Annotated in this window: 22 protein-coding genes; 20 read left to right on the top strand and 2 right to left on the bottom strand. The window is 51.5% G+C overall.

From position 1 onward, the window contains the following. The first annotated feature begins 178 nt into the window (after positions 1 to 178). Positions 179 to 1432 carry an extracellular solute-binding protein gene (locus tag M3194_RS03660; RefSeq protein WP_251651657.1) on the top strand — a complete coding sequence of 418 codons (1254 nt, stop codon included), beginning with the start codon at positions 179 to 181 and terminating at the stop codon, positions 1430 to 1432. Here the strand turns inward: M3194_RS03660 and M3194_RS03655 are convergent. After that, on the bottom strand, positions 1410 to 2510 hold the full coding sequence (locus tag M3194_RS03655) for a hypothetical protein (protein ID WP_251651656.1): 1101 nt from the start codon (positions 2508 to 2510) through the stop codon (positions 1410 to 1412). The genes M3194_RS03660 and M3194_RS03655 overlap by 23 nt on opposite strands. A gap of 104 nt (positions 2511 to 2614) precedes the next feature. On the opposite strand from M3194_RS03655, the gene M3194_RS03650 reads away from it, so the two are divergent. Continuing rightward, on the top strand, positions 2615 to 3790 hold the full coding sequence (locus tag M3194_RS03650) for a class I SAM-dependent methyltransferase (RefSeq protein ID WP_251651654.1): 1176 nt from the start codon (positions 2615 to 2617) through the stop codon (positions 3788 to 3790). 48 nt (positions 3791 to 3838) lie between these two features. Here M3194_RS03650 and M3194_RS03645 read toward each other — a convergent pair whose 3' ends face one another. Next, on the bottom strand, positions 3839 to 4075 hold the full coding sequence (locus M3194_RS03645; RefSeq protein WP_091180709.1) for a DUF2626 domain-containing protein: 237 nt from the start codon (positions 4073 to 4075) through the stop codon (positions 3839 to 3841). 266 nt (positions 4076 to 4341) lie between these two features. Between M3194_RS03645 and M3194_RS03640 the strand changes: the two genes are divergently transcribed. From M3194_RS03640 to spoVE, 18 genes are all read left to right on the top strand, one after another. Then, on the top strand, positions 4342 to 4992 hold the full coding sequence (locus M3194_RS03640; protein ID WP_091180712.1) for an RsfA family transcriptional regulator: 651 nt from the start codon (positions 4342 to 4344) through the stop codon (positions 4990 to 4992). A 211-nt stretch (positions 4993 to 5203) separates the two neighbouring features. Beyond that, complete coding sequence (locus M3194_RS03635; protein WP_251651653.1) at positions 5204 to 6139, top strand: ketopantoate reductase family protein; 936 nt, start codon at positions 5204 to 5206, stop codon at positions 6137 to 6139. Between the two features lie 25 nt (positions 6140 to 6164). Continuing rightward, complete coding sequence (locus M3194_RS03630) at positions 6165 to 6560, top strand: DUF3397 domain-containing protein (RefSeq protein WP_251651652.1); 396 nt, start codon at positions 6165 to 6167, stop codon at positions 6558 to 6560. 141 nt (positions 6561 to 6701) lie between these two features. After that, entirely contained in the window at positions 6702 to 8339 is a 1638-nt protein-coding gene (gene bshC, locus M3194_RS03625; RefSeq protein ID WP_251651650.1) for a bacillithiol biosynthesis cysteine-adding enzyme BshC, read from the top strand. A gap of 107 nt (positions 8340 to 8446) precedes the next feature. Continuing rightward, positions 8447 to 9709, top strand: coding sequence for an adenosylhomocysteinase (locus M3194_RS03620; RefSeq protein WP_251651649.1), 1263 nt, complete (start codon positions 8447 to 8449; stop codon positions 9707 to 9709). Positions 9710 to 9825: 116 nt separating this feature from the next. Further along, positions 9826 to 11019, top strand: coding sequence for an ornithine--oxo-acid transaminase (locus tag M3194_RS03615; protein WP_251651647.1), 1194 nt, complete (start codon positions 9826 to 9828; stop codon positions 11017 to 11019). Further along, a complete protein-coding gene (gene rocF / locus M3194_RS03610; RefSeq protein ID WP_251651645.1) occupies positions 11016 to 11915 on the top strand; it encodes an arginase in 900 nt (299 codons plus the stop codon). Before M3194_RS03615 ends, rocF begins: the two co-directional genes overlap by 4 nt. A 78-nt stretch (positions 11916 to 11993) precedes the next feature. Further along, positions 11994 to 13049, top strand: a complete 1056-nt coding sequence (locus tag M3194_RS03605; protein ID WP_251651644.1) for a DUF4349 domain-containing protein — start codon at positions 11994 to 11996, stop codon at positions 13047 to 13049. Between the two features lie 130 nt (positions 13050 to 13179). Continuing rightward, the gene (gene mraZ, locus M3194_RS03600) at positions 13180 to 13617 is read left to right on the top strand and encodes a division/cell wall cluster transcriptional repressor MraZ (RefSeq protein ID WP_251651643.1); all 438 of its coding nucleotides are present in this window, start codon (positions 13180 to 13182) and stop codon (positions 13615 to 13617) included. Between the two features lie 30 nt (positions 13618 to 13647). Continuing rightward, complete coding sequence (gene rsmH, locus M3194_RS03595; RefSeq protein WP_251651642.1) at positions 13648 to 14598, top strand: 16S rRNA (cytosine(1402)-N(4))-methyltransferase RsmH; 951 nt, start codon at positions 13648 to 13650, stop codon at positions 14596 to 14598. 19 nt (positions 14599 to 14617) lie between these two features. After that, entirely contained in the window at positions 14618 to 15004 is a 387-nt protein-coding gene (ftsL, locus tag M3194_RS03590; protein WP_251651641.1) for a cell division protein FtsL, read from the top strand. A 9-nt stretch (positions 15005 to 15013) separates the two neighbouring features. Next, positions 15014 to 17242: a penicillin-binding transpeptidase domain-containing protein gene (locus M3194_RS03585; protein WP_397334263.1), complete on the top strand. Its 2229-nt coding sequence runs from the start codon at positions 15014 to 15016 to the stop codon at positions 17240 to 17242. Positions 17243 to 17342: 100 nt separating this feature from the next. After that, positions 17343 to 19280, top strand: coding sequence for a stage V sporulation protein D (locus tag M3194_RS03580; RefSeq protein ID WP_251651638.1), 1938 nt, complete (start codon positions 17343 to 17345; stop codon positions 19278 to 19280). 254 nt (positions 19281 to 19534) lie between these two features. Further along, on the top strand, positions 19535 to 21022 hold the full coding sequence (locus M3194_RS03575; RefSeq protein ID WP_251651637.1) for a UDP-N-acetylmuramoyl-L-alanyl-D-glutamate--2,6-diaminopimelate ligase: 1488 nt from the start codon (positions 19535 to 19537) through the stop codon (positions 21020 to 21022). Further along, a complete protein-coding gene (locus tag M3194_RS03570; RefSeq protein WP_251651636.1) occupies positions 21019 to 22431 on the top strand; it encodes a UDP-N-acetylmuramoyl-tripeptide--D-alanyl-D-alanine ligase in 1413 nt (470 codons plus the stop codon). Before M3194_RS03575 ends, M3194_RS03570 begins: the two co-directional genes overlap by 4 nt. Positions 22432 to 22439: 8 nt before the next feature. Then, positions 22440 to 23396 carry a phospho-N-acetylmuramoyl-pentapeptide-transferase gene (gene mraY / locus M3194_RS03565; RefSeq protein ID WP_251651635.1) on the top strand — a complete coding sequence of 319 codons (957 nt, stop codon included), beginning with the start codon at positions 22440 to 22442 and terminating at the stop codon, positions 23394 to 23396. Positions 23397 to 23509: 113 nt separating this feature from the next. After that, positions 23510 to 24931, top strand: coding sequence for a UDP-N-acetylmuramoyl-L-alanine--D-glutamate ligase (gene murD / locus M3194_RS03560; protein WP_251651634.1), 1422 nt, complete (start codon positions 23510 to 23512; stop codon positions 24929 to 24931). A 47-nt stretch (positions 24932 to 24978) separates the two neighbouring features. After that, entirely contained in the window at positions 24979 to 26076 is a 1098-nt protein-coding gene (gene spoVE / locus M3194_RS03555; RefSeq protein ID WP_251651633.1) for a stage V sporulation protein E, read from the top strand. Positions 26077 to 26137 lie beyond the last annotated feature (61 nt).

Here is a 26137-nt window from a genome sequence, read left to right as displayed (position 1 = left end):
AAAGAACATTTGAATTACGGAGTGAGTCACATTAACCTACAGGGCAGGGGGGATAAAGTCCTAGACTTGTTTGGACAACTCTACGTTTTATTGCTATGATAGGTTTTAAATAGAGTAGATTTCGGGGGCAAATGTTATACCGGAAAGGGAGAAGCGCGTGGCTACAAGGAGATCTGTGATGATCTTTGCTGGAGTAGTGATTTTGTCCGTTATTTTACTTATTCCGAATCTGGGCTCACATAAGCAGCCCTCACCCGGCAGCAGTTCCCGTGATGCCAATACAGGACCTGTGGTAGGCGAATACGACGAAGAACCGATGGAGTCGATTGTTGTAACCGTTTCCATGTCGGCTGAGGAATTTGCCTATCTAGAAGAAGCGAATGACCGGTTTCGATTGAAATACCCGGATATCCATGTCCAGCTGCATAATATCGAATCCAAGGAGGAGGCTTATACGGCTTGGAAACAAGACCTCATGCTTGGCTCATCCTCCGATATTATGCTGATGGACAGCGGCTGGATAAGGGAGTTTGCCGTTATGGGCCTGCTTGAGCCCGTTGATAACGTCAATACGGCAAATACGGTATCCGATCAGCCGGCTAAGCTTCTGGCGCCATTAAAGTGGAACAGCTATCTGTGGGGGATTCCATATGATGCCGATCCCTCTGTTCTCGTATGGAATAAAGCCATGCTAGCGGAACAGAACATGGCTGAGCCGCCAAAAGCATGGGCGAATTTCAAGGAACTAGCCAGCCGTCTGACAGCTTCTGGCGAAGCGCCTGAGACACTTCTGTATTTGCCTGGAGACTTCAGCGGAATGGCAGCCTGGCTGGATGGCTGGAGCAGTGCGGACAAGCGTGGGGCAGGGGATTTGTTATTAAGTGAAGAGTCGGCCGACCGTCTAAAGGAGACGGCTTCTTTGACGATTCCTGGAACTGTGCTTAATAACCGCTTGCTTGGCACCGAGATGGAGAATAAACAGCTGCTTGCTTCCGTCATTCCGTGGTCCGCCTATAAAGGTCTTTCAAGGTCCGAGCAGGACAAGCTGGTCATGGATAAGAATAAGCTTTGCAATGTATGGCTCGGAAGCCGTAGCTTTGTGGTCTCTGCCGCTTCGGATAAAGCGGAGTCGGCCTTTACCTGGATTCAAGAGATGACAGGCGTTACCGAGCAGGAAAATGCGTATGAACGCTTCGGCAAGCTGCCTGCCAAAAACTCCTTATACGAAATAAGCGGATATTCGGGCACAGCAGCCCAATATCCGCCTTCGTGGTTATTGCCTTTGCTTAATGAGGAGCCGATCAGCGAGCCGCCTGCGCCAAGCTGGCACAGGGAATGGAACCGCTGGCAGGCGTTATGGAAGCTGTACGCGAGCGGGGCAGCGGATATTGCTTCCTTTATCCAATCGGTTACAGCTTCATCTTCAGATTAACAATGAGTTCTTTTTCTTTCATTTCAACGGATTTAGCTTGTATGAAGGTAATAATGTCACCGGGGTAAAAGCCGAGATCAAATTTCTCTTCGAGTGTTTTTCTTGTTGTATCCGGCAAGGCAAAGCCGTTAAATAACAGCTCGTCGACATGGAACACGATGCCGTTCTTTGGCTTATCTTCCACGGTATAGTGGCCGGATACGGCGATTTCGATGTCCTCATGCTTGCCGGAGGCAATTACTTTGCCGTCCTCGAATCGGAAGGAGAAATCGTTAAACCGTTTATCTTGCTCCCTAAGGAAGGCGTTAAGCGCATCCTCCGGGATGCGAATCGTGTAATTGAAGCCGTTGATCTCCAGATATTGCTTATTATCCTCGAGCCAATTCGGCAGTTTGTTCATCGCCTTGGATAAAGCGCCGAAATACAACTCCACTTCCTGAAGGCCGGCGGATTCCCAATAATTCGTCAGCTCCTGCATCAGCAGGCGAAGACGATCCGCGTCGGAACGTCCGGCTAGCTCGCCGTCGATCTGGTCCTCCAGCTGGGCGACCCGGTTACGCTGTGTTTGAAGCCGGCTTTCGATTTCCTCAAGCTCTGTTTTTCTTCCGTCCAGCTTGGTGTACTCCTCTTTTAGGCTCTTGTATTCCTTGGTATAAGAGTCAAGGGTATTCCGGTCCTTGGTGAATATGATATCGACATAGTCCAGCATGGCGAACAGCTCGTGGAGAGAGTCAAACGAAAGAATGGCGCGCAGCAGAATCTCGCGTTCACCCATGTAATAAGCACGCAGGACCTTTCCGGCCTCTTCGCGTTTCTCCTTAATTTCCTGTTCCCTCTGCATGATCCGTTTATCGGTAGCCGACATATCCTCCGTAACCTTTTGCTTCTCCGTCTGTATGCGGGCAATTTCTTTGTCAATCTCCACGATAGACAGGCTCTTCTCGAGGATCTGATTGACCTGCTCGTCCTCCGTCAATTGCGGCTCGGCCATAACAGGAAGCTTGCAAATGGCAAGCATAAGCACGATAAGAAGGGTAAAGAGCAATCTGCCCCGAACATAAATGCGATGGAATGCCACCAGCCGCCTCCTTTCCACGTTGACAGGCCTGTACAGCAATCATTGTATATGTATGCGATGGTTCCATTTATTATATCTTATCAGCGGGAGATGAACAGGCGAAAATGGGCAAAAATGCGCTAATCAACCGTATTTCAAATCAGATTTCCGGCATGCCTGCCGTCGGCTGGCGGCCTGGAGCGGAAGGCTCGACGGACCGTTTGCGCTGCATAACGTTTAAACAATATATGACCTTATGCTTATATGACCAGCAAGACGGCTATTATCGGTCGGGGCCGGTTCGTATAGGCAGGAAGGGCGATTTCTATACAAGCTCAGGCGTGGGCACGGTACTTGCCTTTTGCCTGGCAAACGGATTGCAAGACTATGCGGTCCGCGCCGTTGGCGGAGATATTCAGCTTGTGGAATGGGGAGCGGGCACCGGGCGATTGTCGATGCAGATTCAAGAGGCCTGGCAAGCGGCCAAATCAGACCATGCCTTTCCCTACCAATGCCGGCCTGTATTGGTCGATGATCATCCAAGCCATCTGGAAGAGGCCAAGCTTGTTTTATTTTCACACCCTTCATACGATTCCTTATCACCGTTGTTTCTTAGCTCCATGCAGGCTCGGCAAAGGGGCGGATACTGGCGGGAGCTGCCATCCGTTGTTCTCGCGAACGAACTGCTGGATGCTTTTCCGGTGCATCGGGTATCGGTGGAGAAAGGGGAACTCGTCGAGCTGGGCGTAGCGGGTAATGCGGAAGAAGGCTTTTACGAAGTGTATATGCCGCTCTCGGATGAACGGGTTGCTGCTTCCCTGCAAAGGGACGGGATCAGCCTGAGGGAAGGACAGCAAACGGAGGTTAATGCAGAAGCCGAGCTATGGCTCGCTCAGCTTGGCCAATTAATGGACTCGGGAAGGGTCATCATTATTGATTACGGTCACGAGGCGGATGAATATACGGCGGGTCACCGGATGAAGGGGACGCTGCTCTGCTACTCGGGCCATGTCGCTAACGACGAGCCTTACGCGCGGATCGGGGAGCAGGATATAACGGCGCATGTGCCCTTTACGTCGATTCGTCACGCTGCGGAGGCAGCCGGTTGGCAAATTAGCTACTACAATACCCAGAAGCAGTTTCTTATCGATCATGGGGCGATGGGGCTGCTTCGGAATCACGCGGAGACAGATCCGTTTGGGCCAACCGCCAAAATGAACCGTGCCGTTCGTCAATTACTGCTGAGCGACGGCATGAGCGAGACGTTCAAAGTACTTATCCTGGATAAGCAATCCCAATAAAAAAAGGTGCAGCTCTTTGGAGCCGCACCTTTTTGCCGTTCGCATACTTTAGAATGGGTTGCCCATTTTGAATACCGTCCAATATGTAAAGCCCGCAAACGAAATAACCATATATCCCCAGAACATGAGTATGTATGTTCGTTCGCTAAATTTTAGATAACCCAGGAAAACGAAAGCGATCGCTTGTGCAAAAAACAGAAGTGCGAATTCAGTCATGTGACCTGCGAAAGCCATCAAGCCGATCACAAGCGTCCAAAAACCGAGTACCCGATACATGCGTGCCATGAAACCATCCCCCCTTCGTTATGACCCGAATTTCTATTGTACATTATAACGGTTGAATTTGGCAGTGTAAACAAGCAAGTACGAACAAATTCAACTATTTTGTGTAAATTGGCAAGGTTATGACATCAGTTTGCGCGTTAATCAAATGAAATATGTATGAGCTTTTTGAATTTTGGTTATACAAATTAGTATCCAATAGATTCTATGAACTCTACCAAGGGCATAGAGATAAAGTAAGCGCCTTTACGTAAGGAGGTTTTGGTCGCATGACAGCAGTCAGACAAGATGCGTGGAGTCCCGACGACGATCTAATACTCGCCGAAGTCACACTACGCCATATTCGCGAAGGAAGTACCCAGCTTGCGGCATTCGAAGAGGTAGGGGAACGTATAGGACGGACGTCTGCAGCCTGTGGCTTCCGTTGGAACAGCTGTGTCCGCAAACGTTATGAAGAAGCGATTCAAATTGCCAAGCAACAGCGCCAGAAGCGCAATTATTTGAAAAAACAGGCGATTGTCGCTACCCCACATGTCTCTTCTATTGCCGTTTTTGATGCAGAAGAAAGAGCATTTAGTGCTAATGCGGTAACGACGGAAGAAGGTTTATCCGTTGATTCCATTATTCGTTTTCTTAGACAATTCAAGACCACTTATCAAGACGTAAGCCGTCAAATCAAGTCTTTCGAGAAAGAACTGAAGGAAAAAGATGATGAGATTGAACGTCTGCGCGATGAGAATGAGAGATTGTCTAAAGAAGTAAACAATGTTCAAACGGATTACCGGGCAGTCAATGATGACTATAAAACATTGATTCAAATTATGGACCGGGCACGCCGATTGGCGGTGTTAACGCATGAAGAGGAAGCTAAACCTCGTTTTAAAATGGATGCGAACGGAAATTTGGAACGGATCGAATAGGTGAACGCCCCGCCGGTATCATACGGCGGGGTGTTTGCTTTTTATCATGCTATCGTTCAAGCTTGGCGCTTGCGGGATATATAGAAACAGGTATGCTATAGATACGGGCATGCTTTTTTTATGCCCCTTGCTTTCGAGGGAAAACGGATCATCACGCGGGCTTTCTGTATGGAGTCGTTGTGACGATTATTCATTTTAGGAGGACCCGGATTTGAAGATACATATAGTTGGAGGCGGAGCCATCGGACTCCTGCATGCCGGCCGGCTGGCGCAGGCGGGGCAGGAGGTTACGGTGTGGACCAGAACGAACGAACAGGCGGAGCAGCTCCGGGCGGAAGGGATCCGGCTGGAGGCGCTTGATGGCGGAACTCAGACTATCGGGGTGCAAAGCCATAGTTTTGCAAGCCTTCATGACCATCCAATCGACGATATCCAATCGCCATCCTGGATTATTCTTACGGTGAAGCAAAGCCATATTGCCGAACCGCTGCTTCGCCAGCTTCAGCTGCTAAGCAATGAGCATGCGGCATTGCTGTGCCTTCAGAACGGTATCGGGCATATGGACAAGCTGGCGGAGTTCCTGCCTGAAGCCGCTTTGTATGCGGGCGTCACTTCTGTCGGGGCGAGGCGGCTGGATGAACGAACTGTCCGGCACACAGGTGAAGGGCAGCTATGGTTCGGGACATTAAATGGGGATAAAAAGGACGAAAATCTCCAAAATTTGTTGATAAATATCCTGAAATCGGCAGGATTCAGCGCCGAGCTGTCGAATGAAATGAGGGATCGGATTTACCAAAAGCTGCTTATTAACGCGGTCATTAATCCGCTTACGGCTATTTATGATGCGACGAATGGAGAGCTGCCGCAGCATCCTTCAAGGCTCAAGCTGATGAGGTCCTTATTTGAAGAAACAATAGCGATTCTTACGGCAGACGGGCTGAAGCCCGAAGGCGATGATTGGCAGCGCGTGTTGCGGGTTTGCACGGCAACAGCAGCGAATGTATCCTCCATGCTTAGTGATGTAAGGGCAGGACGGCAGACGGAAATCGACTGGATTAACGGCGGTATAAGTACGCTGGGAAGATACCATGGAATACCTTCTCCGTTAAATGATGCCGTTACGGCACTAGTGAAGCAGCTCCAATAGGATAATAAGGAAAGGTGCGGATGACATGGGCTTTTTATGGGACAGCATTAAATACGTCTATGCCTATCTGGCAGTAATACCTGTCATTCCGTTTCTTCTTGTTTATTTCGGGTATGGCATGTTTTCGGACGATAGAAAGAAAGCCTTTCAGCTTGCGATGGATGTTACGACAGCACTACTGATCGGTTGTGTAGCCGTATTGTTCGATTCTTTATTTAAGAGTTCATTCGGATTGTACGCCATCATTCTTTTTATGCTGCTTGGCGGCGGCCTGCTTGGCAATATGCAGTTCCGCAAACGCGGCAGCGTTAATGTCAAGCGAGTGTTCCGGGCGGTATGGCGGCTGGGATTTTTTACAATGAGCATGGCTTATCTACTTCTGATGTTTATTGCGATTGGACAAAAAATCTTCTCTGCATAAATAAGCCCCGGCCTGCAGCTAATAAGTTGCGGGTCTTTTTCTTTTGACGTGTGGCTTATCCTTTGTGTACAATCAAATTGTTGCATGAATGATTACAGTTATTCAAAATATAAGATTGAATTAGGAGGAACTGGCTGCGCTATGAATACGGAACATTATGACTTGCCAAGCGCCCAGCCTTTAACAGAGGCTTATATACATCGGACGGACGCAAATTTGGATTCACTGTACGGCTATCATGCTGGCCGGGAGCAGGATTGGACAGCCCGCATGCAGCGGCTGGAGGAGCTTGCCGGCAGCAGGGCGAATGCGGCGGAAGTAGCAGAGGTGCTGCGCCAATACAACAGCCCGTATACGACACCGGAGGTGGACGCTTCCATCCGCGCGATCGCGGAAGGGGCTCCGGTTATTATTGGAGGGCAGCAAGCCGGTTTGTGGTCGGGAGCGCTTCTTGTTATACATAAAGCGGTCTCTGTTGTCAGCGGCGCCAAATGGGCGACAGAAAAGCTTGGCCGCAAGGTCGTGCCGGTCTTCTGGATCGCCGGTGAGGACCATGATTGGGATGAAGCCAATCATACCTATGTGCTGAATGCGGAGCAGGAGCTTCGCAAGCTGACGCTGCAGCGCCCGGAAGGTCCAAGAACTTCGGTCAGCCGCACGGCTGTTGATGCCGACAGCTGGAACAAGCTGCTGGAAGAGCTGGAGCAGACGCTTCCTCATTCCGATTTTAAGCCCGGCTTGCTTGAACAGCTGAAGCTGATTACCGAACAGTCCCACTCGTTGTCGGACATGTTTGCGGGAATTCTGGCCTTTTTGTTCGGGAAGGAAGGTCTTGTGCTGCTGGATGCCGACGATCCGAAGATTCGCAGGATCGAATCCCCGATGTTCCGCCGGATGATTGAGGAAAATGATGTTTTGGAGCAGGCTTATAAGTCGGCTGCGGAGAAAGTAAAGTCCTGCGGTTATCAATTGCAGGCGGATGTGGTGGAAGCAAGCGCGAACCTCTTTGTGTTCAATCAGGCAAACGGGCATGAGAGAACGCTGCTCCATAAGCGTGACGGGCAGTTCCAGGATCGGAAGGGCACTGCTTTCTGGACGAAGGAGCAGCTGCTGCAGCTTGCGGAGGAGCAGCCGTCGCAGCTTAGCAATAACGTGCTGACAAGACCCATCATGCAGGACTATCTGTTCCCCGTGCTGGGCACGGTTTTAGGTCCGGGCGAGATTGCATATTGGGCATTAACCGGCGAAGCTTTTCGTAAGCTAGGTATGGAAATGCCGATTATTGTGCCGCGGATGTCCTTTACGCTGGTAGAAGGAACGATTTCGAAGCATATGATAAAATATGAGCTGTCATTCGAGGATGTGGCCAAACGCTTCGAGGCCCGCAAGCAGCAGTGGCTGGCGGAGCAGGATCAGCTGTCCATCGAGGAACAGTTCCATGAAGTGAAGCAGTCTTTTATCACGATGTACGGCCCTCTTCTTGAGCTTGCCGGATCGATTCAGCCGGGACTTCTGAAGCTGGGGGAAACAAACCGTCAGAAGATTGTTGAGCAGATCGAATATTTGGAAGCAAAGACGAAGGATGCATTTAATAAGCAGTATGATGCTTCCATTCGCCAGCTTGACCGCATTGCGCTCTCGTTATGGCCGAGCGGCAAACCGCAGGAGAGAGTCATTAATATGACGGGGTATTGGAACCGATACGGCTCGGCCTGGCTGGAGAAGCTTCTTGAGCTTCCGTTCAGTCCGACAGGCGGGCATCAGCTCGTTTATTTATAAGAACGGGCCAGGAGGTATTTAATCGCCAAATAGAGCTTCGGTTTTCCTTGCAGGGAAGCTTGTAAATTCTATTGTGGTAAGAATGTTGTGGGAGGCTATTCAAAGGCATGAGTACATTGGAAAAAAGCATTATTCGCGATATCGCCCTTGCACCGGAGGGGCATTTGAAGATTGACTGGGCAAGCGCGCATATGCCGGTATTGAACCGGATCCGCGAGCAATTCGAGAGCGAACTGCCTTTTAAAGGCCTGAAAGTAACAATCTCGCTTCACTTGGAAGCCAAGACTGCTTACCTGGCTAAAGTCGTTAAAGCAGGCGGCGCTGATGTAACGATTACAGGCAGTAATCCGCTGTCTACGCAGGACGATATTTGCGCGGCCCTCGTCGAGGACGGCATTACCGTCTTTGCCAAATATAATCCGGACCCGCAGGAATACAAAGAGCTGCTGATCAAATCGCTTGAGTCGAAGCCCGATCTTATTATTGACGACGGCGGCGACCTCGTGACGATTCTTCATACCGAACGTCCGGATCTTCGCGAGAATATCCGCGGCGGCGCCGAGGAAACAACGACGGGCATTATCCGTCTGAAGGCGATGGAGAAGGAAAGCACTCTCAGTTTCCCGATGGTGGCTGTTAACGACGCATACTGCAAATATTTGTTTGATAACCGTTATGGAACCGGCCAATCCGTCTTTGACGGGATTAACCGGACGACAAACCTTGTGGTAGCAGGCAAGACCGTTGTTGTTGTCGGCTATGGCTGGTGCGGCAAAGGCGTAGCTATGCGCGCCAAAGGTCTTGGCGCTAACGTGGTTGTAACCGAAGTGGATGCCATCAAAGCGGTTGAAGCTTATATGGATGGCTTTACGGTACTTCCGATGTCTGAAGCGGCAAAAGTCGGCGAATTGTTCATTACGGTAACCGGCAATAAAGACTGTATCCGCGCCGAGCATTACGAAGTGATGAAGAATGGGGCAATCCTCTCGAACGCCGGTCACTTCGACGTGGAGTTCAACAAGCCTGAGCTTGCGGCCATGTCTACGGATATTCGTACCGTTCGCCGCAATATCGAAGAGTATAAGCTGAAGGACGGCCGCAGCATCTACGTGCTGGCAGAGGGACGTCTGGTTAACCTCGCTGCAGGCGACGGACATCCTGCGGAGATTATGGATACCACCTTTGCTCTCCAAGCGCTGGGTCTGAGATACGTTAACGAAGAGTATGCAGGAATCGGCAAGAAAGTAGTCAATGTTCCTTACGAGCTGGATGAGCAGGTTGCGCGCTTCAAGCTGGATTCGCTGAATATCAGCATTGATAAGCTGACGCCTGAACAGGTATCCTATCTGGACAGCTGGAAGGAAGATTAAAACATATCTTTCTTAAATATGACATAAAAGGACGTGCCGGGAGGGCGCGTTCTTTTTTTTGCGGTCATGGGACTTGCGGCAATCACCGTAGAATGAAACAAGGAGGGATTGCACATATGAGAAGCTCCGTTGACACGATAAGTCTTATGGATCGTTTCGGTGCACGCAACTATAGTCCGCTTCCCGTTGTCATAACGCATGCAGAAGGGGTGTGGGTCGAGGACCCGGAAGGCCGGAGATATATGGATATGCTAAGTGCCTATTCGGCACTGAATCATGGACACCGGCACCCGGCAGTCATTCGTGCACTCAAGGAGCAGGCGGATAAGGTGACGCTGACTTCAAGAGCCTTCCACAGCGAACAGCTTGGCCAGTTATACAAGAAGCTGGCCGAGTTTACGGGCAAGTCCAAAATTCTGGCGATGAATACAGGGGCGGAAGCAGTGGAAACGGCGTTAAAGGCAGCTCGCCGCTGGGCGTATCGGATCAAGGGCGTACCTCACGGTCAGGCCGAGATTATCGTATGCGAGGGGAATTTCCACGGCCGTACGATTACGATTACTTCATTTTCCTCTGAATCGCAATACCGTGCGGGCTTTGGACCGTTTACCCCGGGTTTTAAAATTATCCCCTATGGCGATGTTGAAGCCCTTGCCAATGCGATAACGCCGAATACGGCAGCCTTTCTGGTTGAACCGATTCAAGGTGAAGCGGGTGTGATTCTACCTCCCGATGGTTACTTGAAGCAGGCATTCGAACTGTGCAGACAGCAGAATGTATTATTTATGGCCGACGAGATACAAACGGGCTTTGGTCGTACAGGTAGGCGGTTTGCCTGTGACTGGGAAGATGTCGCTCCGGATGTCTACATCCTTGGGAAAGCGCTTGGAGGAGGGGTTCTGCCGATATCGGCTGTTGCGGCCGGGGATGATGTGCTGGGCTTGTTCGAGCCGGGATCGCATGGTTCAACGTTTGGCGGCAATCCGCTGGCATCGGCTGTCGCGCTGGCGGCGCTCAAGGTAATGGAGGAGGAAAAGCTGGCTGAGCGGTCGGAACAGCTTGGCCGTTACTTCAAGCAGTCACTTCAAGCGATAAGCCACGAAGATATTATCGAAGTACGGGGAAAAGGCTTATTTATCGGCATGCAGCTATCCGTGCAAGCGAGGGCTTATTGCGAAGCCTTGTTCCAGATCGGTTTGCTCTGCAAGGAAACCCATGAAACGGCGATCCGCTTCGCCCCGCCGTTAATTATATCGAAGGAGGAGCTCGACTGGGCGCTGGAGCGGATTCAGGAAGTGTTTCAAATATGACGAAACCGAAACTTTCGTTATTATCCGTTCCGTTTGGCCTTGGTGCCGGTAATCCCGGCAGCGAGCAGGCCCCCCGGCATTTGATCCGGCTTGGCCTTCTGCAGCGTTTGCAGCAGCAGGGCTGCGGCATTATAGAGCTCAAGGAGATTGCAGCTTCCGGTACTCATGCTCCTCCAATGCAAGTGCTTATGAAGCATTCAACCGAAGTAATCAAGGCGGGGATGGCATTGGCCGGAGCGGTAGATGCCGCAATATCTGCCGGTCGATTCCCTTTTGTTCTAGGCGGCGATCATAGTCTGGCGATGGGGACGCTTGCCGGGATGACCGCTCATTTCCCAAGGCTTGGGGTCATATGGATCGACGCGCATGCCGATATGAACACGGAGTTAACGAGCCCTTCCGGCAATATGCACGGTATCCCGCTAGCGGTCGCCCTAGGAAGGGCCCAGCTGACTTTGTCTCATTTATTGCCGGGAGCGGGTACGGTTGCTCCCGGCAATATTGTCCTCATCGGATCCCGCGATTTGGATCCTGCCGAGGAGGCGCTGATACGTTCGGAGGGAATCACCTGCTACAGAATGGCAGATATCAGGCGGCTTGGCATAACTAAGGTGATCGCTGAAGCGCTTCGGCAGGCGGGGAATGAAACAGACGGCATTCATCTCAGCTTTGATATCGACAGCATAGATCCTTCCGAAGCACCGGGCACGGGCACGCCGGTGCGGCAAGGCTTAACCTCGGATCAAGCGAGGGAGGCGCTGCGGCTATTAGCCTTGTCTGCCAGGTTATCCTCTGCCGAGTTCGTGGAAGTTAATCCACTTCTTGATCAAGCGGATCAGACCGCCAAGCTTGCCATAGAGCTGATTGAATCATTTTTAAGCGGATTGAGAATTTAACAGTATTTAACTCCCTCGTGCAACCTTTCCAATTCTTGTTCGTCTAGGACGATGAATCATATAAAAGGGGGAGTTAAGATGCGTAGTAAAAAGACAAAATGGTATACCTTCTTGCTCATGCTTGCGACGGTTGCAATGATTCTGGGAGGATGTTCCTCCGCTAACGGGAATATGGATAAAGCAGCGTCTATGGCTAACAGCGGGGCGGCCATGCCAGAGCAAAAGTTGGATAACAAGGCGCAAGTAAATACGGAAACGGCATCAAGCTCTGTCGAAGCCCCTGCTGCTGCCGCGGGCGGAGACGCTGACGGCGGATCAATCGGCGAGATTGCGGCAGAAGGCACCGGAACCGGAATGAATCAGAAGCTGATTTATAAAGGGAATTTAACGATAGAAGCCGTTGATTACGATAGGGCGGCTACGGCACTCCGCAATGCCATTCACCAGTCCGGCGGCTATATTTTGCAATTCCAGGATGGTCAATATAACGGCGAGAAGAGCTCCACTTATACGATCAAAGTCCCTGCGGCGGGCTTTATGGATTTCATTGACCGCCTTGATGACGGGATAGAGCATAAGCAATTCGAACGTCAGATCAGCGGGACGGATGTCACGGAGGAGTACGTTGATCTGCAGTCGCGTCTAAAGGCACAGCAGGTGGTAGAGGAAAGACTGCTTAATTTCATGGATAAGGCTACAAAAGCAGATGATCTGGTGAAGTTCTCGGAGCAGCTGGCTACGGTTCAGGAAAATATCGAACGGCTGAAAGGCAGAATCCGGTACCTGGACAACAACGTGTCTTATTCCACAATTGAGCTGAGGCTGTATCAGCCGGATGCGAAGTCGGGGACAAATTCCGTTGAGGACGGCCTGGGCGATAAAATGTCTCAAGCCTTAAACGACAGCGTCGACGCCATGATTAGCGTCCTGCAGGGACTGCTCGTCTTTGTTGCAGGCGCCCTGCCGGTCCTTCTTCTGCTTCTTCTTATCGGGCTCCCGATTTACTGGCTTCGCGGCCGAAGCCGCAGCCGGGCGAGGAATTCTGTCCCTGCTCCGCCAAAGATCGGCAACGAGTCACCCGTGAAAGAAGAAGATAAGAAAGACGAGGATGATCCGAATCAACCAAACGGTTAATCATATGAATTATTTTTCAAAAATCCTGCTCATGGAGCAGGATTTTTATTTTAGGTGGCGAACTACTGTATCTTAGTGGGGAAATGTGGTGCGAAGTGGAGGATATGGGGGAAGGGGTGGGGCGAATCTCATGTTCATGGGTGAATATCAACATACCATTGATGAGAAAGGCCGCATTATTATTCCTTCTAAATTCCGGGATTCGCTTGGTACCAGCTTTATCGCAACCCGCGGATTGGACAATTGCTTGTTTGTTTACCCGATGAGCGAGTGGGGCGTGCTTGAGCAGAAGCTGAAGTCGCTGCCTCTTATGAAGTCGGATGCCCGCGCGTTTACCCGGTTTTTCTTTTCCGGAGCAACGGAATGCGAGCTGGACAAACAGGGAAGGGTAAACATACCAGCCCATCTTCGCGAATATGCGAAGCTGGACAAGGATTGTATGGTGCTTGGCGTATCCAGCCGCGTTGAGATTTGGAGCAAATCGACGTGGGAAGGTTACTACGAGCAATCCGAGCAGGCGTTCAACGAGATCGCGGAGAAATTGGTCGATTTCGACTTCAACTTCTAGAGTAAACAACATGAATGGGAGGATGTTAGCGTGTTTCAGCATATTACAGTGCTATTGGAAGAGGCGGTTGACGGACTGGCGATCAAGCCAGGCGGCATATACGTCGACTGTACGCTTGGCGGCGCAGGTCATAGTGAAAGAATTGTGTCCCAGCTGAGCGGTGGAGGGCGTTTGATCGCATTTGACCAGGATGATGCAGCGCTGGATAACGCACGCGTAAGGCTTGCTCCCTATATGGATAGAGTAACGCTAGTCAAAAGCAATTTTCGTTATTTGGAAGAAATGCTGCTAACGTGTGACGTTCCGATCGTAGACGGTGTTCCGCAGGTAGACGGCATCCTGTTCGACCTTGGCGTCTCCAGTCCGCAGCTGGACGAAGCGGATCGCGGCTTCAGCTACAACCATGATGCGCCGCTGGACATGAGGATGGATCAGGGTAGCGTCTTAACAGCCTATGATATCGTAAACAGCTGGGAGGAACGGGAGATTTCCCGGATTCTGCATGTTTACGGTGAAGAGAAGTTCGCAAGATCGATCGCACGCAAGATTGTCCAGGCTCGCGAGAATGCGCCGGTGGAAACGACCGGAGAGCTTGCCGAGCTGGTCAAATCCGGAATTCCGGCTGCAGCGAGACGGACTGGCGGTCATCCGGCCAAGCGCTCGTTCCAAGCTCTCCGGATCGCAGTAAATGACGAGCTTGGCGCTGAAGAGGATGCATTAGAGCAAGCGGTTAAATGCGTTCGGCCAGGCGGGAGAGTATCCGTAATTACGTTCCATTCCTTAGAGGATCGCATCTGCAAGCAATTATTTGCGAGTTATGTTGAAAAATGCACTTGTCCGCCGGCTTTTCCGAAATGCGTATGCGGCGGCACAGGAAAGCTTCGGTTAGTGAACCGCAAGCCGATTGTTCCGACAGAGCAGGAGCTCGAAGTTAACCCTCGCTCTCGTTCGGCCAAGCTGCGTGTCGCAGAAAAATTGTAGGTTAGAGGGGGTTCTTTCATTGGCTTATATTAACGGCAATTTGGCGATGCAGCCAAAGCGTAAGCCGGATCAGCGGCCGACCGTCCGCGAGACGAAACGAATTGTTGTGAAGCGCAAGTCGATTCCCGTTCAAGAAAAGCTGCTGTATATGTTTACCGTTGTATTTTGCGTCATCGTGCTTGGCGTCATCGTGAATCAATACGCCAAAAACTACGATATGCGCGTTCAAATCAAACAGATGAAAAATCAATCTACGGCCATGAGCATTGATATGAAAGAGTTGCAGAAGCAAGTCGAGATGCTGAGTGATCCGGAGCGGATCCGCAGAATGGCTGAGACACAAGGCATGGCAAGCAATGAACAGCCGGACATCATGGTAAAAACACAATCCGCTAAGACGGAATAGGTGACGCATATGGTGAAACGAATTAAACTTCGTACGTTGTTGTTTGGAGGGATAATGACCCTCCTTTTTGTTGTTCTGATCGGCAGAATCTATTGGGTGCAGGTGGTAAAAGGCGACTTTTGGTATGATAAAGCCAAGTCAAGATGGGCGGCTGAAGAGAAGCTCATAGCAAAGAGGGGGTCAATTACTGACAGAGACGGCAACATGCTCGCTATGGACTCCATTGCTTATAACGTGGCCGTGAATCCGAATATGATACACACGTTGAATATCGCTGACGAGGTAGCCGAAGGGCTTCATAAACTGCTGGACAAGCCGGAAGCCGATTTGCTTAAGATCGTCACGGCACAAAAGGACGGCAAATTCTATCAGCAGCGCGAGATTCATGAAGAAGGATGGAAGATTGATAAGGAGCTTGCGGATAAAGTCATCGCCTTCCGGGATGAGTTAAAAAAGAAGTATGACGCTAAAGACGTCGGTATATATCTGTTTGAAGATCAGAAGCGATATTACCCTCGTAATTCCATGGCTTCGCAGCTCCTTGGCTACGTGACGAAGGAAGGCCAGGCGGCGACGGGGATTGAGTCATTCTTCAATGATAAGCTGAAGGGCGAAGATGGAGAGCTCAAGTACGAGAAGGACGGCAAGCGCGTCCAGCTCGCGGAGGGCCAGGTTGAATACAAGCCGGCTAAGGATGGTCAGGATATTGCGCTGACGATCGACATGGATATTCAGAATTATGTGGAAAAAGCCCTTGAAGACATCAATGCGAAGTATCATCCCAAAAGCATTACCGCTGTAGCGGCAGATCCAAATACGATGGAAGTTTTGGCGATGGCCAATTATCCGACCTTTAATCCGAATACGTATTGGGACAGCAATTTTGAGAATGCATATAACCATTCCATCAAGTCTTTATATGAGCCGGGATCTACGTTCAAAATTGTAACGCTGGCTGCCGCCGTTCAGGAAGGGATCTTTAATCCGAACGCAACCTATCATTCCGGCTCTATAGCCGTACCGGGGGCACCGGTTAAAGATATTAACAAGGTAGGCTGGGGCACGATTACATATTTAGAGGGACTTAAGCGCTCCAGTAACGTTGCCTTCGTAAAGCTTGGCTGGGAACAGCTTGGCGGAGAGAAGCTTATGGATTATATTAACCGGTTTGGGTTTGGTCATAAAACGGGGATCGAGCTTGGCGGTGAGGCTGCAGGCGCCATTAACGTGAACTTATCTATTCCTTCCGACATCGCCCGTGCTTCATTCGGTCAAGGTAAAGTGCAGGTTACCGCTTTGCAGCAGGTCGCCGCAGTCGCAGCCGTAGCTAATGGCGGCAAGCTCATGGAACCGCATATCGTGAAGCAAGTATATGATCCAAATACCAAAACAACAGTCAAAACGGAGCCGAAAGTCATTCGCGACAATGTCATCTCGAAGGAATCCTCGAAGAAGGTAGGCGAATACCTGGAGCAGGTCGTGTCGGACCAAGAGATTGGCACTGGCCGCAACGCTTACATCGAAGGTTATCGGGTAGCAGGCAAGACGGGTACGGCACAAAAGGTTATTAATGGCAAATACTCGACAGACAAGTTTGTGGTATCATTTATCGGTTATGCGCCTGTCGAGAATCCGAAGATAGTCCTTTATATCGTAGTTGACGAGCCTAATGATTCGCTCGCGGGCGGCGGCGCTGTTGCAGCGCCTGCTTTCAAGGATATTGTCTACAAAAGCTTGAAGCATATGGGCGTTGCGCCAAATATCATCGGCACCGAGAACGAGAAGAAAGAAGTGACGGTTACCGTTCCCAAGCTTGCGAGCCTGACGGTATCCCAAGCGAAAACCCAACTGAAATCTCGCAGCCTGAATGTTGAGGTTGTAGGCGGCGGGACGAAGGTTGTGCAGCAAGTCCCGGCGTCCGGTGCTTCCGTCCATCCTGCCCAGAAGGTGTACTTGATTACGGAGCAGCGCGATAAGCTGAAGATTCCGGATATGACGGGGATCTCCCTGCGCGATGCTCTAGAGATTGCCTCCGTTCTGGATATTCGCGTAACCGTGAAGGGCGAAGGTTATGTCGCCTCGCAGAAGCAGGTTACGAAAAACGGCGAGCGTCTGCTGGAGCTTACGCTGTCGCCGCAGACGGGATCCGCGGGTACGGATGATTCCAAGACCGATTCCGATTCGGATAGCACGGTATCAAAGGATGACCAGAAGGTTGAAACGACAAATACTCAATAATTGATGGATAGCTTGTTCTATCCCCCACTTGTCCCTCATAGGTTGGGAATGAGCGTCAGCGTATGCTCAGCCGAAGGATGAGGCGTAAGGGGGAACAAGGATGAAGGTATCAAATGTAACGTTGCGTCGCCGGCTGTTTATTGTTTTACTGATCTGCGCAGCGGCTTTTGCGGGCTTGATATTCCGGCTTGCTTATGTTCAGCTCTGGCAAGGCGAGAAGCTGGCGGCCAAAGCGGAGGATTCCTGGCGGCGTGAAATTCCTTATAAGGCGAAGCGAGGCGAGATCTGGGACCGTAACGGAGTAAAGCTGGCTTTTGACGTAAGTACGCCGTCTGTACTTGCTATACCCGTGCAAATCCCGGATAAGCAGGCAACTGCGGCCAGGCTTGCGCCTTATTTGGACATGACCGAGGAAAGTTTGGTCAAGCTGCTCTCCAAGAAAACGCGTATTGTTGAGCTTAAGCCGGGCGGAAGGAAAATGTCGCTTGATAAGGCCCAGCAGGTCAGGGACTTGCGGTTGCCGGGCATCGTTGTTGCAGAGGACAATAACCGTTATTATCCGTTCGGAAGCCTCGCTGCCCATCTCCTTGGATTTACCGGCGTCGATAAAGGGCTATCGGGCGTGGAAGCCAAATATAACGATATGCTGACGGGCATAGACGGCAATGTTTCTTACTTGTCCGATGCAGGCGGGAAATCGATGCCGAATTCATCGGATACCTATAAGGCGCCTCAGCAAGGGTTAACGATGGAATTAACGATTGACCAGCAGATTCAATCGGTGATGGAGCGGGAGCTCGATCAAGCAATGACCGCGCTGCAAGCGGACAACATTATTGCCATTGCGATGAATCCGAACAACGGCGAGATTCTCGGCATGGCCAGCCGGCCAACCTATGAACCGGCCAACTACAAGGAGTTTCCAAGCGAAATCTATAACCGCAATCTACCGATCTGGATGACGTACGAGCCAGGCTCGACGTTCAAGATTATTACCCTCGCTGCCGCCATCGAAGAGAAGAAGGTCAATCTGAAGAATGAAACGTTCTTTGATCCCGGTGCGGTTGAAATCGGAGGGGCAAGGCTTCGCTGCTGGAAGAAAGGCGGCCATGGCAGCCAGACCTTCCTCGAGGTTGTACAGAATTCCTGCAACCCGGGATTTGTAAACCTTGGTAATCGGCTTGGCAAAGAGAAGCTTTTCGATTATATTAAAAACTTCGGATTTGGTACAAAAACAGGTATTGATATCCCTGGCGAAGCGAACGGAATCCTGTTCAAGTTGGATAAGGTTGGTCCTGTCGAGCTTGCTACAACCGCCTTCGGGCAAGGCGTATCGGTGACGCCAATCCAACAGATTGCTGCCGTCTCGGCAGCAATTAACGGCGGTACCCTGTATAAACCCCATGTGACCAAGGCTTGGATCAATCCGCAGACCGGCGAAACCGTTCAGCAGATCGAACCGGAAGCGGTACGCAAGGTGATCTCGGAAGACACGTCGAAGCAGGTGCGTGAAGCGCTTGAAAGTGTCGTTGCGCTCGGAACAGGCGGCAATGCCTTCATCGACGGCTATCGGGTAGGCGGGAAAACAGGTACTGCGCAAAAAGTCATTAATGGGCGTTATTCTCCAAATGAACATATCGTATCCTTTGTTGGCTTCGCTCCGGCAGACAAACCGGAGATCGTCATTTACGTGGCGGTCGACAATCCGCAAGGCATTCAATTCGGCGGCGTCGTGGCAGCTCCAATCGTGCGCAGTATTATGGAGGATGCTCTCACGGTTCTGCAGGTTCCGCCGCGCGATAAGCAGATTGACAAAAAGTATAAGCTTGGCGAGCTTCCGATGGTGTCCGTGCCTAACCTGGTTGGCCAATCGGTATCGGATATTTACGAGGATATGAACATGAACTTCAATCTGTCGTCAGCCGGCTCGGGCAAGATCGTCATCCGCCAGGCTCCGGCAGTTGGCGCGAGGGTGGAGAAGGGTTCTACGATACGGATTTATCTAGGCGATGAAGATGATATAACGCATTCTCATTGACTTACAATGGTCAAGGGGGATGATATAACGCATTCTCATTGACTTACAATGGTCAAGGGGGATGATATATCGCATCTTCATTGACTTACAATAGTCAAGGAGGATGATATAACGCATCGTCCTTGACTTACCATAGTCAAGGGGGATGATATATCGCATCTTCATTGACTTACCATAGTCAAGGGGGATGATATAACGCATCGTCCTTGACTATAATGAGAGATAACGACCTACATACACGGGAGGAAAACAACATGCGATTAAGCGAATTGGCAGAACTGCTTATTACAGCGAGGCTGAAAGGCTCCGGGAATGCGGAGGTGACTGGCATCGAGACGGATTCCCGCAAGGTAGAACAGGGGCAATTGTTTATCTGTTTGCCGGGACATACCGTTGACGGTCACGCTTATGCGCCTCAGGCCGCAGCCAAAGGCGCAGTCGCATTCGTCGTCGAACGTGAGCTGGAGCTGGATGCTCCACAGCTGATCGTGAAGGACAGCCGGCTGGCTATGGCCGTTTTGGCTGATCATTTCTACGGTCATCCCAGCAAGGCTTTGAACCTTATCGGGGTAACGGGGACGAATGGCAAGACGACTACAACCTATTTGATCGAACAAATCTTGAATGATAACGGCAAAAGCTCCGGTGTTATCGGAACGGTTGAAATGCGATATGCGGGGAAATCGTTCCCGATGTCGGGTACTACGCCGGAGGCGCTTCAGCTTCAGCAGTATTTGGCGGCTATGCGCGAGGAAGGAACGGCCTATTGCGCGATGGAGGTATCCTCGCATGCCCTTGAGCAAGGACGCGTGAAGGGCTGCCGTTTCCGTACGGCCGTCTTTACGAACCTGACGCAGGATCATCTCGATTACCATGGGACGATGGAGAAGTACGCGGAAGCCAAGGGACTTTTCTTCTCCAGGCTGGGTAATGAATTCGCGGCAAACGCAGAGGATCGCGCTTACGCGGTATTAAATGCGGATGATGAAGTATCCGGGCAGTTCGCCAAGCTGACAGCGGCTGAAGTGATTACGTACGGCATTGACCGAGAAGCGGATGTTCGCGCAACGAATATCCGGATTTCTGCGCAAGGCACGGCTTTCCGGGTAAGCACATTCCGCGGCGAGACGGACATTGCGCTCCAAATGGTAGGCAAGTTCAACGTTTATAATGCGCTTGCTGCCATTACTGCGGCTCTAATTGAAGGCGTAACGATAGAGCAGATCAAGGCAAGTCTTGAAGCGGTTCCCGGCGTACCGGGCCGCGTAGAATCGGTGCAGGCCGGTCAGGATTTTGCAGTTGTCGTTGACTATGCGCATACGCCTGATGGTCTCGAGAACGTGCTGCGCGCAGTGAAGGAGCTTGCTCCGCCGCGTATCATCTGCGTATTTGGCTGCGGAGGCGACCGCGACCGGACGAAGCGGCCGATTATGGGCTCGATTGCTGCCCGTTACGCCGACTATGTACTCGTCACTTCCGATAATCCGAGAACGGAAGATCCGGATCTCATCCTGAAGGATATCGAAGCCGGTCTTGAGAAGGACGGAGTTTCCTCCGACCGGTACGAGCTGATGGTTGACCGCCGCGCCGCTATTGAAAAAGCGGTTGAAATGGCAAGCCCGGGCGATGTAGTATTGATTGCGGGGAAAGGTCATGAAACGTATCAAATTATAGGAAGCGTTACGCATCCTTTTGACGACCGTTTGGTGGCAAAAGAAGCGATAAGGGGATTATTACATTGATCAATCGTACATTGGAGCAAGTCGCCGACATGTGCGGCGCCAGAGCCTATAAAGGCGAACCGATCCGGATCGTCGGCGTCAGCACGGATACGCGCAGTATTCAGGCTGGTCAGCTGTTCGTTCCGCTTGTAGGAGAGAACTTTGACGGTCACCATTATGTAGCCCAGGCACTTTCGCAGGGAGCGGCAGCCGCGCTGTGGGAGACGAAGCGTGAAGTTCCGCAGGAGCTGGCGGATGCGCCGCTGCTGTTCGTGAGAGATACGCTGAAGGCTCTTCAGCAGCTGGCAACTTCCTACCGGGAGGAACTGTATGTCCGCGTGATCGGCATTACGGGCAGCAACGGCAAAACAACAACGAAGGACATGGTTGCCGCCGTGCTCGGAACCTCTTATAAGGTTCACAAGACGGCCGGCAATCTGAATAATCATATCGGACTTCCGTTAACCGTTCTTCAGCTCGATGAAGAGACGGACGCGGCAGTCCTTGAGATGGGCATGAGCGGATTTGGCGAAATTGAGCTGCTCACGAACATTGCCCGCCCGGATGTGGCGGTTATTACGAATATCGGTGATGCCCACCTGCTTCAGCTCGGCTCGCGTGAAGGGATTGCAAAGGCGAAGCTGGAGATTGCCCAAGGGCTTCATTCGGGCGGCATCTTGCTGTATAACGGCGATGAGCCGCTGCTTGCGGCAGAGCTTGCGGCAATGAGTCTGCCGGAAGGCACGCAGCTCCAGACATTTGGCCTTGGCGAGTCCAATGATTGGTCGGCAGCCGATATTGCTGTTGGCGCTGTTTCTTCATCATTCGCCGTGAAGCGTAAAGGACAGGATGCCGCATCCTCGCCTTATACCATTCCGGTGCCGGGTCAGCACAACGTCAGCAACGCGCTTGCGGCAATCGCGATTGGCCGAAGGTTCGGCATCTCGGAAGAGGATATCCGCAGCGGCTTGATTGGTCTTGAGCTGACGGGGATGAGAATCCAACCGGTGAAGGCGCATAACGGAGCGATGATTTTAAACGATGCGTATAACGCCAATCCGACGGCTGTGCGCGCCGCTATTGATCTGGTCGCCCAGTTGACCGGCTTCCGCCGGAAATGGGTTGTGCTTGGCGATATGCGGGAGCTTGGCCCGGATGAAGAATCTCTGCATTTTGAGACGGGTGCTTATATTACACCGGACAAGGCCGATGCCGTTATTACATGCGGTCCATTGTCGCGGCATACGTCGGCGGGGGCATTGTCCCAATTTCCGGCGGAAGCGAAAGATTCGACAATCGTACATTTTGAAGATAAAGAGAAGCTTGGAGAATGGCTGAAAGAGCAAGTGGAGCCCGGTGATTTGGTACTTGTCAAAGGCTCGCGCGGCATGCGCATGGAACAGATTGTCCAAACTTTAGAAGCGAGGTGAGATAGATAATGGACACGATGGTCATCTTATTTTCATTAGGTGCATCATTCTTAATAGCGGTTCTGCTTGGACCATTGTTCATTCCGCTTCTCCGGCGCATGAAGTTTGGACAGCAAATCCGGACTGACGGTCCGCAAAGCCATTTGAAGAAGAGCGGCACTCCTACAATGGGCGGCATTATTATTATGCTGGCTCTGCTTATATCTTTCTTGAAATTTTCGGATAAGACCCCTGATTTCTGGGTATTGTTTACGGCATCCTTGGGGTTTGGCCTAGTTGGCTTCCTGGATGATTATATTAAAATCGTATTTAAACGTTCGCTGGGACTGACGGCACGCCAGAAGCTGTTCGGCCAGCTGCTCTTCTCCATCATCGTATGCGCGGAGCTGTACAACATGAATCATAGCACGATGATTACGGTTCCGGGCACGTCATGGGGCTTTGACCTGGGCTGGTTCTATTATCCGTTTGTGGTCATCATTTTGTTCGGATCAAGCAATGCGGTGAACTTTACGGACGGACTTGACGGTCTGTTGTCAGGTACAAGCGCAATCGCCTTTGGCGCGTTTACGATTCTTGCGCTGCAGGTTTCCGAGCATGAGTCGGCTATTTTCTCCGCTGCAATGGTAGGGGCGGTACTAGGCTTCCTCATCTTTAATGCCCATCCGGCTAAAGTGTTTATGGGTGACACCGGTTCGCTTGGCATTGGCGGGGGCATAGCCGCAGTCGCGATTCTGACCAAGATGGAGCTTATGCTTGTCATTGTAGGCGGCGTGTTTGTACTGGAGATGCTGTCGGTCATATTGCAAGTGGGATCATTTAAGCTGCGCGGCAAGCGGATTTTCAAAATGAGTCCGATACATCATCATTTCGAATTGGTCGGCTGGTCCGAGTGGCGCGTCGTAACGACGTTCTGGTCGGTTGGTCTTCTTCTTGCGGTTATAGCTCTTTTTCTAGCACTATAAGGAACAACGGCATGTTTGGTCTCCTGCCGCTTCAATTGAAGGCCGGCGGGAGGCATCATGCCGAACCTAACAAAAACTATTCGAGTGGCTAATCATACAAAGGAGTTGTACTTATGAACCATCCGGCGACTTATCGGGATCGCCGCGTCGTTGTCCTAGGCCTAGCCAGAAGCGGCGTGAGCGTAGCTAAAGTATTTCATGCTCTGGGAGCAGAAGTGATCGTTAACGATAAAAAAGAACGCGACCTATGCCCCGAAGCGGATGAATTGACTGCTTTGGGCATTTCTGTGCTATGCGGTTATCATCCGGAGGATCTCGTGACAAGCGAAACGGCCTTGCTTGTGAAAAACCCGGGCATTCCTTATACAGCCGGTCCGGTCCGGCAGGCGGAAGCGCATGGCGTGGAAATCGTAACGGAGGTTGAAGTTGCGTATTGGATCTCTAAAGCTCCGATTATCGGCATTACCGGTTCAAACGGCAAAACAACCACAACGACCTGGATTGGCGAGCTGCTTGGCGAAGCAGGCTTGAATCCGCTTGTAGCCGGCAATATCGGCACGCCGCTTTGCGAAGCGGCGGAGGTTGCGACCGAAGACAACTGGATCGTCGCCGAGCTTAGCAGCTTTCAATTGAAGGGTACTTCGGCATTCCGTCCAAGCATTGCCTTGCTGCTTAACATTGCGGAAACCCATCTGGACTACCATGGCGGGATGGAGGATTATGTTGCGTCGAAGGTAAAGCTGTTCGCCAATCAGACGGCTGAAGATGTTGCCGTTCTGAATTGGGACGACGCGACCTGCAGGGCGATTGCGGACACCGTTAAAGCCAAGATCGTGCCATTCTCGCTCTATGTGCGTTTGGACAAAGGGGTCTGCATTGAACCTCCGTTCGAAAGAGGCAAGGAATCGGGCGCCGATCATAAGATCGTATGGCGCAAGGAGGATGGGACCGAGCAGACGATTCTCCCGGTGTCGGAGCTTGGCATTCCCGGCCGTCACAACGCGGGAAATGCCCTTGCGGCAATTGCTGCCTGCCTGGCAGCTGGAGCTGCTCCCGAGGCCATGGTGCCGGTACTGAAAGGATTCAGAGGCGTAGAACACCGTCTTGAATACGCGGGTGAAGTGAAAGGCGTCAAATATTACAACGATTCCAAGGCAACAAACGCAACGGCAACGATCATGTCCGTAGGCTCCTTGAGCTCTCCGATTATCCTGATTGCCGGAGGACTCGACCGGGGCTCCGATTATATGGAGCTTCTTCCCGTATTCCGGAACCGGCTGAAGGGGCTTGTGGCGCTGGGCGAAACAAGAGCCAAGCTGGCGAACGTAGCGGAGCTGGCAGGTTTAACCAATGTGCGATTGGTCGAACCTGAGGAAGACGCCGAGTCTACCTTGCGCAAGGCCGTACAAGAAGCTGCCGGCCTTGCTGAGCCCGGGGATATCGTATTATTGTCTCCCGCATGCGCGAGCTGGGATATGTTTGCATCCTTTGAGCAGCGCGGACGCATTTTTAAAGAATCGGCGCATACCTTGTAAGTAGGGGGCTTGTCCCTACTTTACGCATAACAAGAGGTGTGTTTGCTATGGCCAAAGCCAGGTCCGCCCCGGACGTTTGGATGATCGTCTCCATCGCGCTTATCCTGACGATTGGATTAGTAATGGTATACAGCGCGAGCGCGGTGCTCGCTTTCCATGAATTTGGCGATAAATACTATTATGTGAAGCGCCAGCTTATATTTGCCGTTCTTGGCGTTGGCGCCTTGCTATTTACGATGAACGCGAATTATTTGATATGGAAAAACTGGGCGAAAGCTGCGCTTCTGGTCTGCTTCGTCCTGCTTATTATCGTACTTATCCCCGGTATCGGCGTCGTCCGCGGCGGTGCCCGAAGCTGGCTCGGCATCAGCTCCTTTGGCATACAGCCTTCCGAGTTTATGAAGCTCGCGATGATTCTGTTTCTGGCCAAATGGCTTTCCGAGAAACAACAGACGATCACGCATTTTACAAAAGGCTTATTGCCGCCGCTTGGTCTGGTTGGACTAGCCTTCGGCCTTATCATGCTGCAGCCGGATCTGGGGTCCGGAGCGGTTATGGTCGGGGCTGCTCTTATCCTTATTTTCGCCGCTGGCGCGAGAATCGGACATTTGGCCCTGCTTGGGTCGAGCGGGCTGTTGGGACTTATAGCGCTGGTTATTGCCGAACCCTATAGGATGAAGCGGATAACAGGCTTCCTTGATCCCTGGGCGGATCCCCTTGGAACAGGCTATCAAATTATTCAATCCCTATATGCGATAGGACCGGGCGGCCTGGTTGGACTGGGTCTTGGCATGAGCCGTCAGAAATTCAGCTATTTGCCGGAGCCGCAGACGGACTTTATATTCTCCATCCTTTCAGAGGAGCTTGGCTTTATTGGCGGTGCAGCACTTATCATCCTGTTTATGATATTAGTCTGGAGAGGGATCCGCACCGCGATTTCGGCTCCGGATACATTCGGAAGTCTGCTAGCGGTCGGGATTACCGGTATCGTAGGCGTTCAGGTACTCATTAATATCGGTGTAGTAATCGGCGCGATGCCGGTTACGGGGATTACGCTTCCGCTCATCAGCTATGGCGGGTCCTCGCTGACGCTTCTTCTTACCGCTCTTGGCATTTTGCTCAATATATCCCGATACTCAAGATGATGAGGGATGAGATATTGGCGTAAATGGCCGGCATGGCGCCGCCTTTCACAGGCGGCCGCCT

This window comes from Paenibacillus glycanilyticus (assembly GCF_023715145.1).
In the GTDB taxonomy this organism is placed as follows: domain Bacteria; phylum Bacillota; class Bacilli; order Paenibacillales; family Paenibacillaceae; genus Pristimantibacillus; species Pristimantibacillus glycanilyticus_A.
This window is presented reverse-complemented; position numbering and strand designations above follow the sequence as displayed.

What these genes read in the sequence shown, in the direction of transcription:
- M3194_RS03605 (WP_251651644.1), top strand. Translation starts at nt 11,994, where the DNA reads ATGCGTAGTAAAAAGACAAAATGGTATACCTTCTTGCTCATGCTTGCG.
- M3194_RS03630 (WP_251651652.1), top strand. Translation starts at nt 6,165, where the DNA reads ATGGGCTTTTTATGGGACAGCATTAAATACGTCTATGCCTATCTGGCA.
- mraY (WP_251651635.1), top strand. Translation starts at nt 22,440, where the DNA reads ATGGACACGATGGTCATCTTATTTTCATTAGGTGCATCATTCTTAATA.
- rocF (WP_251651645.1), top strand. Translation starts at nt 11,016, where the DNA reads ATGACGAAACCGAAACTTTCGTTATTATCCGTTCCGTTTGGCCTTGGT.
- M3194_RS03640 (WP_091180712.1), top strand. Translation starts at nt 4,342, where the DNA reads ATGACAGCAGTCAGACAAGATGCGTGGAGTCCCGACGACGATCTAATA.
- M3194_RS03585 (WP_397334263.1), top strand. Translation starts at nt 15,014, where the DNA reads ATGGTGAAACGAATTAAACTTCGTACGTTGTTGTTTGGAGGGATAATG.
- M3194_RS03645 (WP_091180709.1), bottom strand. Translation starts at nt 4,075, where the DNA reads ATGGCACGCATGTATCGGGTACTCGGTTTTTGGACGCTTGTGATCGGC.
- M3194_RS03660 (WP_251651657.1), top strand. Translation starts at nt 179, where the DNA reads ATGATCTTTGCTGGAGTAGTGATTTTGTCCGTTATTTTACTTATTCCG.
- spoVE (WP_251651633.1), top strand. Translation starts at nt 24,979, where the DNA reads ATGGCCAAAGCCAGGTCCGCCCCGGACGTTTGGATGATCGTCTCCATC.
- bshC (WP_251651650.1), top strand. Translation starts at nt 6,702, where the DNA reads ATGAATACGGAACATTATGACTTGCCAAGCGCCCAGCCTTTAACAGAG.
- M3194_RS03615 (WP_251651647.1), top strand. Translation starts at nt 9,826, where the DNA reads ATGAGAAGCTCCGTTGACACGATAAGTCTTATGGATCGTTTCGGTGCA.
- mraZ (WP_251651643.1), top strand. Translation starts at nt 13,180, where the DNA reads ATGTTCATGGGTGAATATCAACATACCATTGATGAGAAAGGCCGCATT.
- M3194_RS03620 (WP_251651649.1), top strand. Translation starts at nt 8,447, where the DNA reads ATGAGTACATTGGAAAAAAGCATTATTCGCGATATCGCCCTTGCACCG.
- M3194_RS03580 (WP_251651638.1), top strand. Translation starts at nt 17,343, where the DNA reads ATGAAGGTATCAAATGTAACGTTGCGTCGCCGGCTGTTTATTGTTTTA.
- M3194_RS03575 (WP_251651637.1), top strand. Translation starts at nt 19,535, where the DNA reads ATGCGATTAAGCGAATTGGCAGAACTGCTTATTACAGCGAGGCTGAAA.
- murD (WP_251651634.1), top strand. Translation starts at nt 23,510, where the DNA reads ATGAACCATCCGGCGACTTATCGGGATCGCCGCGTCGTTGTCCTAGGC.
- M3194_RS03650 (WP_251651654.1), top strand. Translation starts at nt 2,615, where the DNA reads ATGGGCAAAAATGCGCTAATCAACCGTATTTCAAATCAGATTTCCGGC.